The 17,853-nt window shown below is 46.0% G+C and carries 15 protein-coding genes; 9 read left to right on the forward strand and 6 right to left on the reverse strand.

The genetic code is table 11. The annotated features are described in order from the left end of the window. Nucleotides 1-94: 94 nt before the first annotated feature. Nucleotides 95-1,468, reverse strand: a complete 1,374-nt coding sequence (locus tag BC343_RS05810; RefSeq protein WP_078346815.1) for a vanadium-dependent haloperoxidase — start codon at nt 1,466-1,468, stop codon at nt 95-97. A 166-nt stretch (nt 1,469-1,634) separates the two neighbouring features. Here BC343_RS05810 and BC343_RS05815 point away from each other — a divergent pair, with 166 nt between their 5' ends. Then, entirely contained in the window at nt 1,635-5,210 is a 3,576-nt protein-coding gene (locus BC343_RS05815; protein ID WP_078346816.1) for a VCBS repeat-containing protein, read from the forward strand. A 37-nt stretch (nt 5,211-5,247) separates the two neighbouring features. Here the strand turns inward: BC343_RS05815 and BC343_RS05820 are convergent, their stop codons facing one another. Together BC343_RS05820 and BC343_RS05825 are read right to left on the reverse strand one after the other, a co-directional pair. Beyond that, nucleotides 5,248-5,685 (reverse strand): hypothetical protein, encoded by a 438-nt coding sequence (locus tag BC343_RS05820; protein WP_078346817.1) that lies wholly within the window; start codon nt 5,683-5,685, stop codon nt 5,248-5,250. A gap of 10 nt (nt 5,686-5,695) precedes the next feature. Continuing rightward, nucleotides 5,696-6,658: a zinc dependent phospholipase C family protein gene (locus tag BC343_RS05825; protein WP_078346818.1), complete on the reverse strand. Its 963-nt coding sequence runs from the start codon at nt 6,656-6,658 to the stop codon at nt 5,696-5,698. Between the two features lie 359 nt (nt 6,659-7,017). On the opposite strand from BC343_RS05825, the gene rpsT reads away from it, so the two are divergent. From rpsT to BC343_RS05865, 8 genes are all read left to right on the forward strand, one after another. Next, nucleotides 7,018-7,272: a 30S ribosomal protein S20 gene (rpsT, locus tag BC343_RS05830; RefSeq protein ID WP_078346819.1), complete on the forward strand. Its 255-nt coding sequence runs from the start codon at nt 7,018-7,020 to the stop codon at nt 7,270-7,272. Between the two features lie 194 nt (nt 7,273-7,466). After that, entirely contained in the window at nt 7,467-8,165 is a 699-nt protein-coding gene (radC, locus tag BC343_RS05835) for a RadC family protein (protein WP_078346820.1), read from the forward strand. A gap of 172 nt (nt 8,166-8,337) precedes the next feature. After that, a complete protein-coding gene (locus tag BC343_RS05840) occupies nt 8,338-8,565 on the forward strand; it encodes a hypothetical protein (RefSeq protein ID WP_078346821.1) in 228 nt (75 codons plus the stop codon). A gap of 144 nt (nt 8,566-8,709) precedes the next feature. Then, nucleotides 8,710-11,109: a phenylalanine--tRNA ligase subunit beta gene (pheT, locus tag BC343_RS05845; RefSeq protein WP_078346822.1), complete on the forward strand. Its 2,400-nt coding sequence runs from the start codon at nt 8,710-8,712 to the stop codon at nt 11,107-11,109. Nucleotides 11,110-11,219: 110 nt separating this feature from the next. Beyond that, on the forward strand, nt 11,220-11,510 hold the full coding sequence (locus tag BC343_RS05850) for a hypothetical protein (RefSeq protein ID WP_078346823.1): 291 nt from the start codon (nt 11,220-11,222) through the stop codon (nt 11,508-11,510). 21 nt (nt 11,511-11,531) lie between these two features. Further along, nucleotides 11,532-11,825 (forward strand): cell division protein ZapA, encoded by a 294-nt coding sequence (locus BC343_RS05855; protein WP_078346824.1) that lies wholly within the window; start codon nt 11,532-11,534, stop codon nt 11,823-11,825. A 291-nt stretch (nt 11,826-12,116) separates the two neighbouring features. Then, on the forward strand, nt 12,117-13,682 hold the full coding sequence (rny, locus tag BC343_RS05860) for a ribonuclease Y (RefSeq protein WP_078346825.1): 1,566 nt from the start codon (nt 12,117-12,119) through the stop codon (nt 13,680-13,682). 52 nt (nt 13,683-13,734) lie between these two features. Further along, nucleotides 13,735-14,271 (forward strand): Mpo1 family 2-hydroxy fatty acid dioxygenase, encoded by a 537-nt coding sequence (locus tag BC343_RS05865; protein ID WP_078346826.1) that lies wholly within the window; start codon nt 13,735-13,737, stop codon nt 14,269-14,271. 148 nt (nt 14,272-14,419) lie between these two features. On the opposite strand, the gene BC343_RS05870 is transcribed toward BC343_RS05865, so the two are convergent. The 3 genes from BC343_RS05870 to BC343_RS05880 all read right to left on the reverse strand — a co-directional run bounded on the left by BC343_RS05870 (nt 14,420) and on the right by BC343_RS05880 (nt 17,802). After that, nucleotides 14,420-14,695: a GIY-YIG nuclease family protein gene (locus BC343_RS05870; protein WP_262493365.1), complete on the reverse strand. Its 276-nt coding sequence runs from the start codon at nt 14,693-14,695 to the stop codon at nt 14,420-14,422. 363 nt (nt 14,696-15,058) lie between these two features. Then, entirely contained in the window at nt 15,059-15,553 is a 495-nt protein-coding gene (locus BC343_RS05875) for an SMI1/KNR4 family protein (protein WP_078346828.1), read from the reverse strand. Nucleotides 15,554-16,047: 494 nt separating this feature from the next. Further along, a complete protein-coding gene (locus BC343_RS05880) occupies nt 16,048-17,802 on the reverse strand; it encodes a lysophospholipid acyltransferase family protein (RefSeq protein WP_078346829.1) in 1,755 nt (584 codons plus the stop codon). Nucleotides 17,803-17,853 lie beyond the last annotated feature (51 nt).

The raw sequence follows: 17,853 nt of genomic DNA on the forward strand, positions 1-17,853 counted from the left end.
GGTTTCTTTATACTACGCTAAATATAGCGCATTATTTTACCGTCACGTACATAAATTGCAGTGTTAGAATAATGTTGTTAAGAGAAACCTCTTTCTATTTCTTCAGTATTTGCAAGCGCGCTACTACGCTATCGCCAACGGTTTTTCCGTAGCCGCTTGATACAATGGTAGAGTTGCGGAAATGTATGCCGCCGTAAAACCGCGACCATGAAGTTTCATCGGCCGCCTGCCTGAATGATTTAAACGAGCGGCTGCGGATACCAAACTCCAATTCGGAAGTATCTTTATAAGCAACGTTATCCCCAAAAACACTGGTCAGGGTTTCGGCCGCAGCGGCAGATATAGTGCAATGCCCGCAAGTGTATTCGGGGAAGGGAGGCGTTTGCAGGTGCGGCCGCCACTCTTTATCAATGTATTGGTTAATAACTGTTTCGGGGCGGGCGGTTTCGTATTTATACTTGGCTGCCCAGCATTCAATAAAGGCATCAAACAACGCTATCGAGGTTTCGGCGTAGGCGTATACTGTTGTGGCAAAATCGGCTTTGGCATTGCCTGCTGCTATGCCGGTAATGCTTAACCAATGCCCCGGCGGCGAAAACTTTTTGGTAATGTATTGCGTGTGCCCGGTTACGTTGAGGCGGCCGGGGTTATCGTCCCAAAAATCGGCAATGTGCTCCTGCTCGGCGTTCAGGCTGTCTCCCGCGTTTTTTATATAAATAACCTCTTTGTAATACCGGCTGTTTTTATCAGTGATATTAAATGTCGGCGGCGGCACTACATCATATTTTTTGGCATCGCTCATTACCATCGGGCGTATATCGCGCCAGTTGGGCTCCACAGCATCGCCATACATGGGTGGGGTGGGTACCCAGCGGCCGGGGCTATCGGGTATTACATTGAACTTGCTTAGCGCGCGGGTTTTAAGGTAATTATCCTTTTTGCTCCAGCCAATAATGGCTTTGCTCAGCGTATCGGCATACAGTTCGGTATTTTTCACCATATCCTCGGGCATGCCGTGGTCCATTGCCAAATTGTGCAGGCTATCAGTATAGGCTTTCATACTACCCTTCGGGAAGGTTACTGCTTCGCCAACTTTGCAATAGGCAAGCAGGGCTGCGTATTCAAAATCAACATTGGCGGGCGCTGCAGGCACTGCCTTTAAGCCATTTAACAGCCCTACCAGCGAGCGGTATTTGGTTGGGTTACCCGCCGCAATGGCCTCGTAACCGGCAACCGCCGCATAGGCGTAATTGCGCGATGCTACCACCGGCGTAAAGTTATTCCCCATAACCAAAGCATTAAGCTCGTGCACGGTTTTGCTGTATAGAGTGGGGTTGTGCAGCACTTTTGCATAGTCGGGTGTTTTTTTGCAGGATGTTGCAGCAGTAAGAAAAAGAAAACAGGTCCCAATATAAAAGTACAGTATGGCGCAAGCCCGTGGCTTAGCAAAGCAGGTGTTGGTTGGCATTAAGGTTATAATTAACAGGAATATAATCCGGGTATAAAGCCGGGGTTACACTGCGGATAATACGGCTAACAAGCCACCCGCGGTACCGTAAATTTATAGGATATATTATTAATAACCACATTTTTTTCTGATATTCAACCAACCAATATTTCCTAATTATATTAAAATGCCTACACCCCTTAAGGATGCTTATAAGCTTTTGCTTATCATTTCTTGCTTTTCCATATTTACGGCCTGTAATAAACCCAATACGCTCTTTAATAAAATACCTGCCTCGCAATCGGGGATCGATTTTAATAATACCCTTACCGAGAACGATACCATTAACCCCATAAACATGGAGCACATGTATAACGGGGCGGGTGTTGCCGTTGGCGATTTTAATAACGATGGCCTTGCCGATCTGTATTTTACTGCGGGTATGTCGTCGAACAAGCTATACCTAAACAAAGGCGGACTGGCGTTTAAGGATATTACCACCGAAGCCGGCGTAGGCACGGTTAACAAATGGTCTAACTCGGCTACCGTGGCCGATGTTAACAGCGATGGCAAGCTGGATATTTACGTAAGCTGCACCAATAAAGATACCCCCGAAGGGCGCCGTAACTTGTTATACATAAACCAAGGGAACAATGCCGACGGCATACCGGTGTTTAAAGAAATGGCCAAAGCCTACGGGCTCGATTACTCGGGTTACTCCATCAACGTGGCGTTTTTTGATTACGATAACGATGGCGATTTGGATATGTACCTGGTAAATACCAAGTTGGTTAACCGCCTGGCCACCACGTTTGGTGCTACCGGCATCGGTAAGGATAATAACGATGTTGACCTGCTATACCGTAACGATTGGGATGCCAAGCTAAACCACCCTGTTTTTATCAACGTATCTGCCGAAGCGGGTATCATCAAAAGGGGCTACGGGCTGGGGATTGCCATTGTTGATATTAACCTCGACGGCTGGAAGGATGTGTACGTGAGTAACGATTACTACTCGGGCGACCACCTGTACATCAACAACCAAAACGGCACTTTTACCGATAGGAGCAAGGAGTATTTCAAACATGAATCCATGAACGCCATGGGCAATGAGTTTGTTGATATAAACAACGACGGGCTGGCCGATGAAATGACTTTGGATATGAATGCCGAGGATAATTACCGTAAAAAGAAGAACATGGCGGCTCCCACGTATTTTTCGTACCAGAACATGCAGCGCGAGGAGCTTTCGCTGCAATATGTGCGCAATACCTTGCAACTGAACATGGGCAACGGCTTAAAAGGGAACGATTCGGTTGGCGCGCCAATTTTTGGTGATATAGGCTTTTTTGCCGGCGTTGCACAAACCGACTGGAGCTGGACGCCCTCGATAGCCGACTTTGATAACGACGGGCTGCGTGATATCATTATCACCAACGGCTTTGCCAAAGACATCACCGATTTTGATTTTAAGGCTTACCGGGGTTCGTCAGAAAACCTGATGCAGCGGGCAAAATTAACGGCGCTTATCCCGCAGATTAAAATACCTAACTACGCCTATCGCAATATTACCGGGATAAAGTTTGAAGATGTTAGCAAACAATGGGGTATAGATGAGCCAAGTTTTTCTAACGGGGCGGTATATGTGGATCTGGATAACGACGGCGATTTAGATTATGCCATAAATAACATAAACGGCGATGCCGCGCTTTATGAGAATACGATAAATAAAGACGGCAAAATAGGAGCAAACTACCTTGATATAAAACTTACCGGGACTGATAAAAACCGCTTTGCGCTGGGTGCGGTAGTGAAACTTTATTACCAGGGCAAACAACAGGTTTACGAGAACTCACCATACAGGGGGTACCTGTCCACCATCGATACTAAAATGCATTTCGGGTTGGGGAAGGTTAAGTCGGTAGATTCGGTAGTGATACGTTGGCCGGGCGAAAAAAAGCAGGTGTTGAAAAATGTGGCGGTTAACCAGGTGCTTAAGGCAGATATTAAAGCTGCCAACCTGTCCGATACATGGGCTCCGCAGTTGGTAAACCATACCTCCTTACTTACTGATGTTACGGAGAAATCGGGCTTTAACTATTTTCATCACCAGGTAGATTATATTGATTTTAATAACGAATGGCTGCTGCCGCATAAGTTCTCAGAATCGGGCCCGGGTATAGCTGCCGGCGATGTTGATGGCAACGGGCTCGACGATATTTTTGTAGGTGGCACAACCGAGTACCCCGGCCAGTTTTTAATGCAGCAGGGCAATGGCAAATTCATACAGAAACTACTGCCTGCGGATGTAGCGCATAAACCCGATAATATGGGCGTGCTTTTGTTTGATGCCAATGGCGACAATAAGCCCGACCTGTACTGCGCAAGTGGCGGTAACCGCTATAAAGCCGAAACCGGTAACTATGCCGATAAGCTTTATATTAACAAAGGCAACGGCAATTTTGCGCCTGATACCACCGCACTGCCGCAAAACTTTACCAGTAAAAGCTGCGTGCGCGCTGCCGATTATAATGGCGATGGCAAGCCCGACTTGTTTATTGGCGGCCGCGTATTGCCGGGCAAGTACCCTTCGGCGGTAAGCTCGGCCATATACCGTAACGATAGCCAAAACGGCAAAGCCAAATTTACCGACGTAACGGCACAGGTAGCCCCGGGCCTTAAAGATATAGGCCTGGTAACCGATGCGCTTTGGACAGATTTTGACAATGACGGTCAGCAAGACCTGATACTAACAGGCGAATGGATGCCGGTAACTATTTTTAAGAATGATAAAGGGCACTTTAAAAATGTTACCGCAAGCAGCGGCATAAGCGCCGAAACCGGCTGGTGGAACAGCATAACCGCCGGCGATTTTAATAACGATGGCCTTACCGATTACATAGTGGGCAACCTTGGGCTAAACTCATTCTTCCAGGCCAGTAAGCAATACCCAGTATCTATGTACGTGAAGGATTTCGACAATAATGGCAAGCTCGACCCAATCTTAACCATTTATTTAAAAGACGTTTTGGGTGGGGTAAAAAAAGAGTTTACTGCCGGCAACCGCGACGAAATTATTGGTGAACTACCCGTTCTGCGCAAAAAGTTCTTAACCTATAAAGACTTTGCCAATGCCGATTTTAGCAAAATATTCACTCCCGAAGAATTGAAGGGTTCCATAAAACTAAGCGCTGTAAACTTTAGCAGTTGCTACCTGCAAAATTTGGGTAACGGTAAATTCAAACTGCAACAATTGCCTGCCATGGCCCAACTATCGCAGATAAATGGCATGGTTACCGGCGATTTTAATGCCGATGGCAACCTCGACGTAGCTATAGTGGCAAACGATTATGGTAACGAGGTTACCAACGGCCGCTACGATGCCATGAACGGGCTAATGCTGCTGGGCGATGGTAAGGGCGGTTTTACACCACAAAGCATACAGCAGAGCGGCTTGTTTGTGCCGGGCAATGCCAAAGCGCTGGCGCAAATAAAAGGCCCGGGTAATTCGGTATTGTTAGCTGCAACGCAAAACCGCGGTCCGTTAAAGATATTTAAGATACGTAAAGATGAACGCACCATTGCCCTGAACCCAACAGACGTTAAAGCCGAGTACAAACTAAGCAACGGTAAAACCAGGAAAGAAGAGTTGTATTTTGGTAGTTCGTTCCTATCGCAATCGTCGCGTTTTGTGCGGTTGAATAGTAATGTAGCGAGTGTAACGGTTACCGACAATAAGGGGGTGAAACGGGTATTGAATTAAGTATTAGCGGACTGAAGCGCTGTTTCGATGGAGGCTATCAGTTGGTATCGGTGACCAATTCGCCATTTTTATACTTGTGCATTTTTTGCCATGCCTTGGTGCTACGCCATTTGCGCCATTGCTGTAGCGTAATCAATTTGAAATTCAGCCCGTTGCCATCGTCATACTCGTCGAGGTAATAAACCCGCAACGTTTTTGGGTTTACAAACAAATGGAAATTAGTGCGTAGCATATCTAAGTTGCTTAGGCCTACCTGCACTTCCCAGTAGTTGTGCCAGGAATTATTTGGCCCATTTATGGCAGCAACGGGCTTACTGTTTTTTGCACTCGTTAAAAAATCTTTCACTTCCGGCAGCGCATGCACGGTTTTGTAAACTGCCTTGTAAGTTTTCGGGTATTTTATCTCTAAGCTATCCTGAGCCAGGGCATTTAGCCCAAGTAGTGCAATGAGTAGGGTGAGGCAGGCGGTTTTCAAGGGCAGTAAATTATTTCCCTAAAACTAACACTTTCCCGGCCCTGTAAAAAGCTTCTTCTTTATTTATCTGCTGCCTTTCTTCAATGGTTAAAGGCTTTTCAATCAGTTTATTCAGGTCGGGTTGCCCGGCATCTACCCATGCCGAAAACCAGAAGCTGCCTACGCTTAAAATAGACTGCCGCATTTTGCGCTGCACCATACCCGCCAGCATTTTGTGGTAGGCTTTGCTGTAGGCAACCGAGTATACTTTAACCATGCGTGTGCCGCGTTGTTCCATGGCGTATTTGGTGCTGTCGGTAAAGCGTTTATTCAACATACGTTCAAAACGAAGCACACTATCTACGCTCTTAAAACTGCCACGGCAAATGCTGAAGGCTTCGGCAAGCGGGTTGTTAATGTAACGCGCCTTGCCCACATAGTAGTTGTATTGGTTGCTGAAAAGTTCGGGCAGGCGGCTTTCCCAAAGCGAATGCACGCCGGTTTGGCCGGTAAGCTGCCCGTCGTAGTTTTCGGTAAGATGCAGCGGCGTGTACGCATCAGACACGTAATGGCCCAAGTAGGCAGATAGCGTAAGGATGGCAGTAGTATCGTGCCGTTTAAAGGCTTTTACCAGCCAGTAATAATGGGAGGCGATGGTCCAGGGCAGGGTGCCGTATTTGGTGAGTGTATCCGTGCTGTATTTGGCGGCGGCATCTATCCAGTGCTGCGGGATATTTTTAAATGGCTGTTTGCCGTAATGGTCGGCATCCAAAAAGTGGTGCGGCGCTTCGGTAGAATCTACATAGCGTTTTTTATCGGCACTAATGGCGTGCTCGGTAATGTAGTTGATATTTGCCCGGTAAAAGCCTGCCATGCCCTTGGGTAAAGTAAAAACCGCCAGCCGATGTATACGATGATGCGCAAAGAAGCCCCAGGAAGTGCAGAAGGATAGGATAGTGAACGCAGAAATAAGGAGTATGAGAGGGCGCTTCATAGAAGATGTCTGAACTCGAATTTTTCGTAGGTTAATTGTGTCTCATTAGGTACTCAAGAGGGCTTCGCCGTTTCAAATGTATTTGCCGAATTTACAGAATTAAGAATGCGACTGCGTTAGTTACTAAAGGAAATTCTAAAAATTCCTTGAATTCTCGTAAAATTCGAGTTCGGAAACTTAGCCAATAGGTAAAAAAACTCTGTGAACCTCCGCGAAAAACTCTGTGCACTCTGCGGTTAAATAGCCGCCATGCAATAACCTCACCTGTTAATTAAAAAATAATATCAACACTCTTGCAAATTAAAATATATCAACCTATATTTGCACCTCTAAAAATAAAGAATAACAAGCTGTAAAAGATGGCAAATCATAAATCATCATTAAAAAGGATCAGGTCAAACGCTGCGAAGCGTCTGCGCAATAGGTACCAGGCTAAAACCACCAGGAACGCTATTAAAAAATTAAGGGGTACAACTACTAAAGCTGATGCTACTCCATTATTGTCTAAAGTGATCTCGATGTTAGATCGTTTGGCCAAAAAGAACGTTATTCACAAAAACAAAGCTTCAAACAATAAATCGAAGCTTACCAAATTTGTTAACGGCTTAAGCTAATAGCTTAATTACCATATATTTTTGAAAAAGGGATAGTGCATTGCGCTATCCCTTTTTTGGTTTATACCATAGCGATGGGTTTCAAACCCATCGCTATGGTATAAAACTTCATACTCCATCTTCAAATTCTCAAATCGCGACTTTTTCAAATTGAAAACTTTTTTCCCTACCTTCCCATCACAAAACCTACACCATTGGAAGACTACGCCAATAATTTAAGTATAAAAAGTTGGGCCGAGGGTGATCGCCCTCGCGAAAAACTGAGCGGACAAGGGCGCCGTGCCTTAAGCGATGCCGAACTGATAGCCATACTCATAGGCAGCGGCAGCCGCAACGAAAGTGCCGTTGACCTGAGCAAACGTATCCTTCACCATTACGATAACGACCTGAACAAACTTGGCAAGGCAGGCATTGCCGAACTGTCAAAGTTTCGCGGAATAGGGGAGGCAAAGGCCATCAGTATTATTGCCGCTTTAGAGATAGGCCGGCGCCGCGGCGAAGCCGATTCTAAGGCTCCCGAAATACTTACCTGCGCCCGCGATATTTACGATGTAATGCGCCGCCACCTGGCCGATCTTAACCACGAGGAATTTTGGATAATACTGGTATCGGGCGCGAGCAAGGTAATAGCTAAAGAACTGATCAGTAAAGGCGGCCTTACCGGTACCGTTGCCGACCCGCGAACCATTTATTACGCCGCCATACAGCACCAGGCGACCAGCATTGTGTTGGTGCATAACCACCCTTCGGGAAACTTAAAGCCTAGTCGGCAGGATATTCATCTCACCCGTAAAATGCAGGATGCGGGCAGGTTGCTGGATATAACAGTAATGGACCATGTGATTATGACGGACAACGGATACTTTAGCTTTGGGGATCATGCGATGTTGTAGTCTGAACCATGATTCGTTTGATTCCGGGATGCCCTTGATGCAAAGTGTTGGATAGTATCGATGCGAAAATCTGAGAATCCTAAAATCAAGCGAATCAAGGTTCAGAAAAATAATCAAAACCATCCCTATCATAACCCTGTTCTACTTAAACAAAAAATAAAACCCGAGAACCATGATAGAGCCAGAAGATGATCAATTAGCGCAAGACGACCAATTGGCACAAACCGAGAACGACGACCAAATGAGCCAGCAGGATATACACTCCAACGGTTTCGACGAAACCAACGAACCTATTGGCGAAACCGACGAAACTTCAAAAGCGCAGCAGGCTTACGATGCTGCAGAATCTGCCTACACCCTCAACCTGGAGGATGACGGCGATGACCTGGATGAGGATTAACAAGGCATTGTCAGATTTGACAACTTTTTAAAAGTTGTCAAATCTTTTACGGCGTTTTATATATCCGAAATCTGAAATCCGACCTCCGAAATCCTTTCCCCTTTCCGCCTAAATCGTATCTTTGCCGATTATCATTCTGCTATAATGAAGATATCGTATAATTGGCTTAAAGAATTTGTCGACGTAAATAAAAGCCCCGAAGAGATCTCTGTAATACTTACCGGCACCGGGCTGGAAGTAGAGAGCCTCGAAAAGGTGCAGGCAGTACCCGGCGGGCTGGAAGGCCTTGTAATAGGTTACGTGCTCGAATGTACCGACCACCCCAACAGCGACCACCTGCACCTCACCAAATTGGATGTAGGCGGCACCGAACCCCTTAGCGTAGTTTGCGGAGCGGCCAATGTGGCTGCCGGCCAAAAGGTTGTGGTTGCAACCGTGGGCACCACCGTTTACCCTACTACGGGCGAACCATTTAAAATAAACAAATCGAAAATACGCGGCGAAGTATCCGAAGGGATGATCTGCGCTGAAGACGAGATAGGCTTAGGCAGCAGCCACGCCGGTATTATGATACTGGATGCTGATGCACCTGTAGGTACCCCCGCCAAGGAGTACTTTAAGCTGAACGACGATTACATGTACGAGATAGGCCTAACGCCTAACCGTGCCGATGCCGTATCGCACCTGGGTACCGCGCGCGATATTGCCGCTTTCCTGAAAGTGGGCATCACCAAGCCTGATGTTTCTGCTTTCAAAGTTGATAACACCAACAGCCCGATAGAAGTTGTGGTAGAGAACGAGCAGGCGGCGCCAAGGTATGCGGGCATAACCATATCGGGTGTGGAGGTAAAAGAATCACCTGCTTGGTTGAAAGAGCGTTTGGCAGTTATTGGCGTGCGCAGTATTAATAATGTGGTTGATGTTACCAACTATGTACTGCACGAGTTGGGCCAGCCCCTGCATGCTTTTGATGCTGCTGCTATTACCGGTAACAAGGTAATTGTGAAAAACGTAGCTGAGGGAACTGTTTTCAAAACCCTTGACGATGTTGACCGCAAACTAAGCGCCGACGACCTGATGATATGCAACACCGAAGAGCCAATGTGTATTGCCGGTGTTTTCGGTGGTGCAAAAAGCGGCGTGAGCGAAAGCACTACCAGCATCTTCTTAGAGAGTGCCTATTTTAATTCGGTATCGGTGCGTAAAACGGCAAAAAGGCATGGCTTAAAAACCGATGCTTCGTTCCGTTTCGAACGTGGTACTGATCCTGATATGCCGGTATTCGCCCTCAAACGTGCTGCTTTGCTGATACAGCAGGTAGCAGGCGGCGTGGTATCATCAGATATATTCGATCATTACCCTGCACCTGTAGCGCCTTTCGAAATAGAGGTTACCTACAGCGGCATCAACAGGCTGATAGGTAAAGTTATTGGTAACGATACTATAAAGGCTATTCTTAAAGGTTTGGATATCGAGATCGTTGCCGAAACCGAAGAAGGCTTATCGCTGAAAGTGGCACCTTACCGTGTGGATGTTACCCGCGAGGTAGATGTTGTAGAAGAGATACTGCGTATTTACGGCTACAATAACATCGAGATACCTACACAGATACGTGCGTCGTTGAATAACTCCATCCGCCCGGAAAAAGATACCGTGCAGAACGCCATATCTGATATCTTGAGCGCCAATGGTTTCAACGAGATCATGAACAACTCGCTTACCAAATCGGCCTACTCGGATGACCTGGAGCATGCCGTGAAAATATTGAACCCGTTGAGCAGCGATCTGGATGTAATGCGCCAAAGCATGCTGTACTCGGGCTTAGAGGCTATCAGCTACAACCAAAACCGTAAGGCTGCCGATTTGAAGTTATACGAGTTCGGTAAAATTTACAGCTTTGTTGATGAGAAATATGTAGAGCAGCAGCGCTTCTCTATCTTCCTTACCGGTGCTTTCAAACTGGAGCAATGGAGTGGCAAAGCAGTAGCGGCATCGTTCTATAACCTGAAGGCTGTAGTAGATGGCTTGCTGAAAAAACTGAACATTACCGACTATACCACCGAAGAAACCACCGCTAACGGTTTTGCCTACGGTTTAGAATACCGCCGCGGCAACAAAGTGTTGGTAAGCTTTGGCTCGGTAGCATCAGCATCGTTGAAAAAGGCAGGTGTAGACAAAGAAACATTCTATGCCGATTTCGATTTTGATGCGATATTGAAGCTGGTGCGCAAAAATGTTATCGTTTACCAGGAAGTAAGTAAGTTCCCGGCTGTAAGGCGCGACCTTTCGATGTTGATCGATAGGTCGGTATCGTTCGGCCAGTTGAAGCAGATAGCCCTGAAAACCGATAAAAAGCTGCTGAAGGAAGTAAATGTGTTCGACGTTTATGTTGGCGACAAGCTACCTGCCGGCAAAAAATCATATGCCCTCAGTTTTATTTTGCAGGACACCGAAAAAACTTTAACTGATAAGGCAATTGATGCCACGATGCAGAAATTAATTTATAATTTAGACAAAGAAGCAGGAGCGGAGATAAGGAAGTAATTGGTGAGTAGTGAATGGTTGATTTGGTGAGTAGTTCGCATCTTCAACTAAAAGCTACTTAAACAACTTAATCTAACTTAATCAACCCAATCAACCATTAACCAGAAAAGATGCCTTCAGTAGCAGAACAACTTACAAAGGTCGTATACAGAACCGAGCGGTTGATAGAGCTTTGTGCTGCCCTGCAGGAAGAGAACGACCTGCTGAAACTGGAAAGCGATGCCCTTAACGCCGCGCTGGATGCCAGCAAAAACAAAACAAAAGACCTGGAAGAAAAGCTTCGTGTATTAAAACTTGCTAAGTCATTTTCAGAAACAAATGAAAAAAGTGTTGACATTAAGCAAAAAATTAACGACTTTGTGCAGGAAATAGATAAGTGTATTGTATTGCTTAAAAAGTAGTACAAAAAGTGAAAAGCTCAAATGGGAGAAATCTCAATAAAAATAAACATTGCTGACAGAGTTTACCCCTTAAAGGTAAACATGGAAGAAGAAGAGATAATAAGACGGGCAGCAAAGCTGATCAACGACCGCATAAAAGAGTACCAGGAAAATTATGCAGTGCGCGATAAACAAGACTTGCTATCGATGTGTGTGTTGCACTACGCAACATCGGCATTGAAGGCGGATAAAAAGGTAACCTCGGATGATTCTGAGATAACCGAAAAAGTTTATCATTTAGATCACATCCTGACCGATTTTTTTTCTAAACAATAAACGTTCTTTACATATAAGTCTGAAGTCGATAGTTTATAGTCTTAAGTAATTTACTTTCGACTTAGGACTTTGGACTTTTGACTTAAACAGAGCCATTAAGATTTAACCGCAGTTAAATTTTAAGTTTTCACTATTAAAAACTTAACGCTTCGATATCTAAGGATCAAAGAGGCATGCGTTGATCGTGTATTTTACGGTAACCCGTGATCCCGAACATCCTACCAGAAGTTTTAACAGTACATGAACACTTAGAAGTTTAGTTGCGGTTTTTTTATTTATATAACCTAAGAAATGAACTCATATTTGTACCTGATCATCGGGCTCCTTGTAGGGGTCCCGACGGGCATCGTCATAGGCCGCTTTCTACTACGAAAGCTGTTTAAGGACCAGGAAGTTAGTGCCCAAAATAAAGTAAAGAAGATCCTGAAGGACGCCGAAAATAATGCCGAGATCCTGAAAAAGAACCGCCAGCTGGAAGCCAAAGAGAAATTTTTGCAGCTGAAAGCCGAGCACGAGCAGGAAGTAAATGCCAAAAACAATGTGCTGAACCAGCGCGAGAACGGCATTAAGCAAAAAGAACAATCGCTGAACCAGAAAATTGAGAATACCAACCGTAAAGAAACCGAGCTGGATAACTCGCGCAAAAAACTGGAGGCCCAAACCGAATCGCTTGCCAAAAAGCAGGAAGAAGTGGAGCACCTGAAAGCACAGCACGTTGCCGAATTGGAAACCATTGCCGGCTTAAGCGCCGAAGATGCCAAGAACCAATTGGTAGAGAACCTGCGTGAAGAGGCCCGCAGCAAGGCCATGGCGCAAATAAAAGATATTGTTGACGAGGCCAAGCTTACCGCTACCAAAGAGGCCAAAAAGATCGTTATCCAAACCATTCAGCGTACCGCTACCGAAAGTGCTATCGAAAATACGGTATCTATCTTCAACATCGAGAATGATGAGATAAAAGGCCGCATTATTGGCCGCGAAGGCCGTAACATCCGCGCGCTGGAGGCCGCTACCGGTATCGAGATCATTGTAGATGATACCCCCGAGGCTATCATCCTTTCGGGCTTCGACCCGGTACGCCGCGAGATAGCCCGTTTGGCTATGCACCGTTTAGTTACCGACGGCCGTATTCACCCTGCCCGTATTGAGGAGGTGGTTGCCAAAACCCGCAAGCAGATAGAAGAAGAAATTGTAGAAATAGGCGAGCGTACTGTGATCGACCTTGGTATCAACGGGCTTCACCCCGAGCTGATCCGTATGGTGGGCCGTATGCGTTACCGTTCATCGTACGGGCAAAACCTGCTGCAGCACTCGCGCGAGGTAGCAAACTTCTGCGCTACCATGGCGGCAGAGCTGGGCCTGAACGTAAAGCTGGCAAAACGCGCCGGTTTATTGCACGATATTGGTAAAGTGCCTGATGATAACCCCGAATTGCCGCACGCTATTTTGGGTATGCAACTGGCCGAAAAATATAAAGAACACCCCGAAGTTTGCAACGCCATTGGCGCTCACCACGACGAGATAGAAATGACCTCGATGCTATCGCCTATCATACAGGTTTGCGACGCTATATCGGGCGCAAGGCCGGGCGCACGCCGCGAGGTGGTTGAAAGCTACATCAAACGCTTGAAAGAGCTTGAGGAGCTTGCCCTATCGTACCCTGGTGTTGAGAAAACATTCGCTATACAGGCAGGCCGCGAGCTGCGTGTGGTAGTTGAAAGCGAGAAGATAAGCGATGCCCAGAGCGAAGTGCTGGCGGCAGATATATCTAACCGCATACAAACCGAAATGACCTACCCTGGACAAATTAAAGTTACCGTTATAAGGGAAACCCGTTCGGTAGCTTATGCAAAATAAATAAAGCTTAAATTTGAGCCCTCTCCTGCAACGGGGAGGGCTTTTTTATTTTATGGCAAAACCAAAACCCAACACCATTAAACCCGTACTCCCCAAAAAGGATGTGCGCCCTATTGATGTTTACTTCAACAGGCTCGATGTAAGCCACCAAAACCCAAGCAACCGCCTGCTGCATTTTATTTGTGTGCCCTTAATGCTGTTCGGCGCACTGAGCATAGCCTGGGCAATACCCTTTCCGCATCTGGCGTTTTTAAAAAGCTACGAAAGCATGTTCAACTGGGCATCGTTTCTCATCGCTTTTTGCGTTTACTATACATTAAAACTATCGCCCATACTATCATACACCATGCTGCTGGTGCTGTTCATCCTCAGCTATGGCGTATCGCAACTGGCACTTTGGGAACAGGCAGGCGGTATCCCACTTATTTGGACGGGTACTATATTCCTTGCCCTTGCCTGGCTTGGCCAATACATAGGCGGCAAAAAAGAAGGGAACGAAGCTTCTTTTAATGAGGATAAGCAATTGGTATTGTACACGCCTGTTTGGGTGCTGTATAGCTTGTTTAAGAGGTTGGGGTGGAAGTATTGACCCGTTAAGTAATATCTTCTTACCAACACGTCATTGCGAGGAACGAAGCAATCTACGCGCTTAGTATGAACGCTTAGCATTACCGCAACAACATAACCGCTTGGTTCATCGCATTAATACGTGAAATTAAAACGGCGGTGGTTATACGTTATTGCGTCAGCAAACCTTCATATAGATCTTTCCATTCAGGATTTATGGAGTTGACCAGTTGCTTTTTATAGTCCCGGCTACTGCCCTTAATGGCTTTCTCCGCCGCAATAGCTTCTTCTATACGCGAGTAGAAACAATAATAAACAAGCTTATTGCAGTTGTATTTTGCAGTGAAACTTTCGGGGTGAGTTTTGTTTTTATGGTCCCACACACGACTGATGAGTTCTGACGATACGCCGGTATACAATACTGAATTGTATTTATTCGTCATGATGTAAACACATCCGCCCCCGTTGAAAAACCATGCTGTAAATTAGCGATTCAACACCAACAACGCAACTTAAATTACCACGTCATTACTGAGGTACGAAGCGATCTCCAGATATGCAAACTCACCATGCAAGGCGGTAATACTAAACTCGGAGATTGCTTCGTGCCTCGCAATGACGCGTGGGAATAAGCGTGCTTTGTCCGCTTATAAACTTGATGCCGTTGTTGGTGTTTTCACCAACAAACCCGCACAGTCTTTAGGTATGATATAAACGGGAGGGCCATGCAGAATGTAAGGGTGCTTAAAAGCACCCGTGTTGTTGGTGACAACATCAACAACGGCAAGAAAACGAAAAAGCGCTCGCTGTCAAAACGGATTATATCCGCTTAAAAAAACTCCTAAAGAGTCGTCTATGAATGTGGATAAGGTATATTCTAAGGAATGAAGCCCCGGCCTGTCTTCAAAAGGGTTGGGGTCCAAAATTATTTCGTAAACTATTGGGTCGGTTTGGCTTTCATCTAAATACACAAAAAGGAACTGGTTGCCGGCATTGTAAACATCGATGACGAAAAAGGGGCGGGGAATACTAAGATTACGTCTTCCCCTAACAAGCCACCCCCTTGCCTTTTCTTGCATTGCTGCTTGTGACCCATAAATTCCATAGTCTAACACATGGCAATGTTCTCCTGCAATATATAATAACTCCCGCAGAACAGTGGGGAATGGTTTTCCGCCGTTGTAAATTGCCTCCAATTCAATTATCTCCTCCATGGAGATGGGACTAATGCTAAATTTACCACCCGTGGTTGGCCAGGTTACAACAGCGTTTTCTTTTAATCTGGTCAGATATTTTATCTCCATGATCTATTAAATGGTCTTGTTCCGAGATATTTAGACACGCAACCACCGTGATTACAGGTGCTCAATTGCAGCTTTATCCATTTACAATCATCCGTGTCGTTGGTGATAACACCAACGAAGGCAGAAATCGGTCTAAGGCGAAATGTGTAGTCGGTAGACCCGCTTACGATAGCGTTTTCTTTTAGTCTATTCAGATATTTTATCTCCATAATTTATCAGCCGTCTTGTCTTACGCCTTTGTTGGTGTTTTCACCAACAAACTCGCGCAGTTCTTGGGTACGATATAAGCGGGATGGCCATGCGGAATTTAAGGGTTCTTACAAGCATCCGTGTTGTTGGTGATAACACCAACAACGGCACGAAATTACCACGTCATTGCTGAGGTACGAAGCAATCTCCAGATATGCAAACTCACCATGCAAGGCGGTAATACTAAACTCGGAGATTGCTTCGTGCCTCGCAATGACGCGTGGGAATAAGCGTGCTTTGTCCGGTTATAAATTCTTCCCCAATTTCTCCAGAATATCCTGTGGTACTTTTTCCAGGTCAAGCACCAGGAAACCGTCTAAACAATCAGAGAATTTCGGGTCGATGTTGAAGCTGATGATCTTGGCGTTGAGCTGAATGTATTGGCGTAGCAGTACCGGCACCTTCATGTTATGCGTTTCAACCTCGCTTATCAGGTTATCTAAGCCTTTAAAACTGTCGCTGTTGGCCAATAGCAGGTCGGTATCGATGTTCTCAAAATCAACCTTGAACTTTTTGCGGGGTTTTACATACTGCGCCATTTCGTGGTCGAAATGGTTGCGGTTAATGTAATCAACAATAAGCGATTTAGAGAATTGCGAGAACGAGTTGCTGATGCTCACCGGGCCAATAAGGTAGCGGTAGCGCGGGTTATCCAGCAAATACTTCAGAATACCTTTCCACAGCAGGAAGAGGGGCAGGGGTTTTTGCTGGTACTCCTTACGTATCCACGAGCGGCCCAACTCCAGGCTTTTCTTCAATACCGGGGTGAATTGCTCTTTAAGCTTAAACAGCTCGTTAATGTAGAAGCCCTTTTTGCCAACGCTGTAGAATATCTCGTCGCCAAGGCCTATGCGGTAGGCACCAACGATCATTTTTGCCTCCACATCCCAAATAAACAGGTGGTGATAGTAAATATCGTATTCGTCCAGGTCAGTAGCCTTGTTGGTGCCTTCACCAATTTCGCGGAAGGTAACTTCGCGCAGGCGGCCTATCTCGCGGATAATGCAGGGGATCTCGGACGTTGGGGCGATGAATACTTCGTAATTCTTCTCCGTCCACACTTTATAATGTTCGCGCAGGGGGGCAACTTCCTGCTCCAATTTATCGGCGGCGGTTTCGGGCACTATGGCCTCGGGCAGTTTCTTTATTTTGAACAGGTTACGCGGGCTGAAGAGCTTTTTCTCTTCTTCTAACCCGGCACCCAACGCATAAGTTTTGGCGCGCAGGTAGTTGAGCACTTTGGCGCTGTTGTTATTATCGGGTATATCGGTAACCTTAATGGGTTTGCCAATGCGCAGTTTAATGGTATGCCCCTGCTTGTTGAACAACTCCGACGGCAGCTTGGCCGTACGCAAAGCGGGGTGTATCATGCTCAGCAGGTTGAACAATATACCGTTGTTGCCGTGGAAGTAAATTGGTACAACCGGAACCTTAGATTTGGTAATGATCTTGCCCACTACCGGGTGCCAAAGGCGGTCGGTAACCTCTTTTTTCTCTATCTTGAAGGTAGATACCTCGCCCGCAGGGAAAATGCCTATAGGGGTACCGTTATTCAATAATTCGAGGGTGTTCTTCAACCCGCTGATGCTTGATGAATGCTCCACGTTCTCGAACGGGTTCACGCCGATGAAGTAGTCAGCAAGATTTGGTATTTTCTTCAGCAGGAAGTTGGCCATCAGTTTGGCATCGGGCCGGGCCATGCAAAGTATTTTAAGCAGCACCATGCCTTCTATACCGCCATAGGGGTGGTTGGCAATGGCTATAAAGGCGCCATCTTTAGGGATATTTTTTAACTCGCGCTCATCAAAATCTATCTCGATACCGCAGCCTTTTAAAATGGCGTCGACAAATTCGGGGCCTTGTTTGGGCTGGGCCTGGGCAAACAGTTCGTTCACCTGGTTTATTTTCATCAGTTCCATCAGCAGGCTGGCCAAGCCGGGCATTTTTAGTTTGTCCAGTTTTGTTGCTTTGGCAAATTCCTCGGTGGTTATAACTTTCATCCTTTTTATGGGGATATAGTGTTTATAAAATTACTACTTTAACGCTGCAAA

The sequence above is a fragment of the Mucilaginibacter pedocola genome (assembly GCF_002013915.1).
In the GTDB taxonomy this organism is placed as follows: domain Bacteria; phylum Bacteroidota; class Bacteroidia; order Sphingobacteriales; family Sphingobacteriaceae; genus Mucilaginibacter; species Mucilaginibacter pedocola.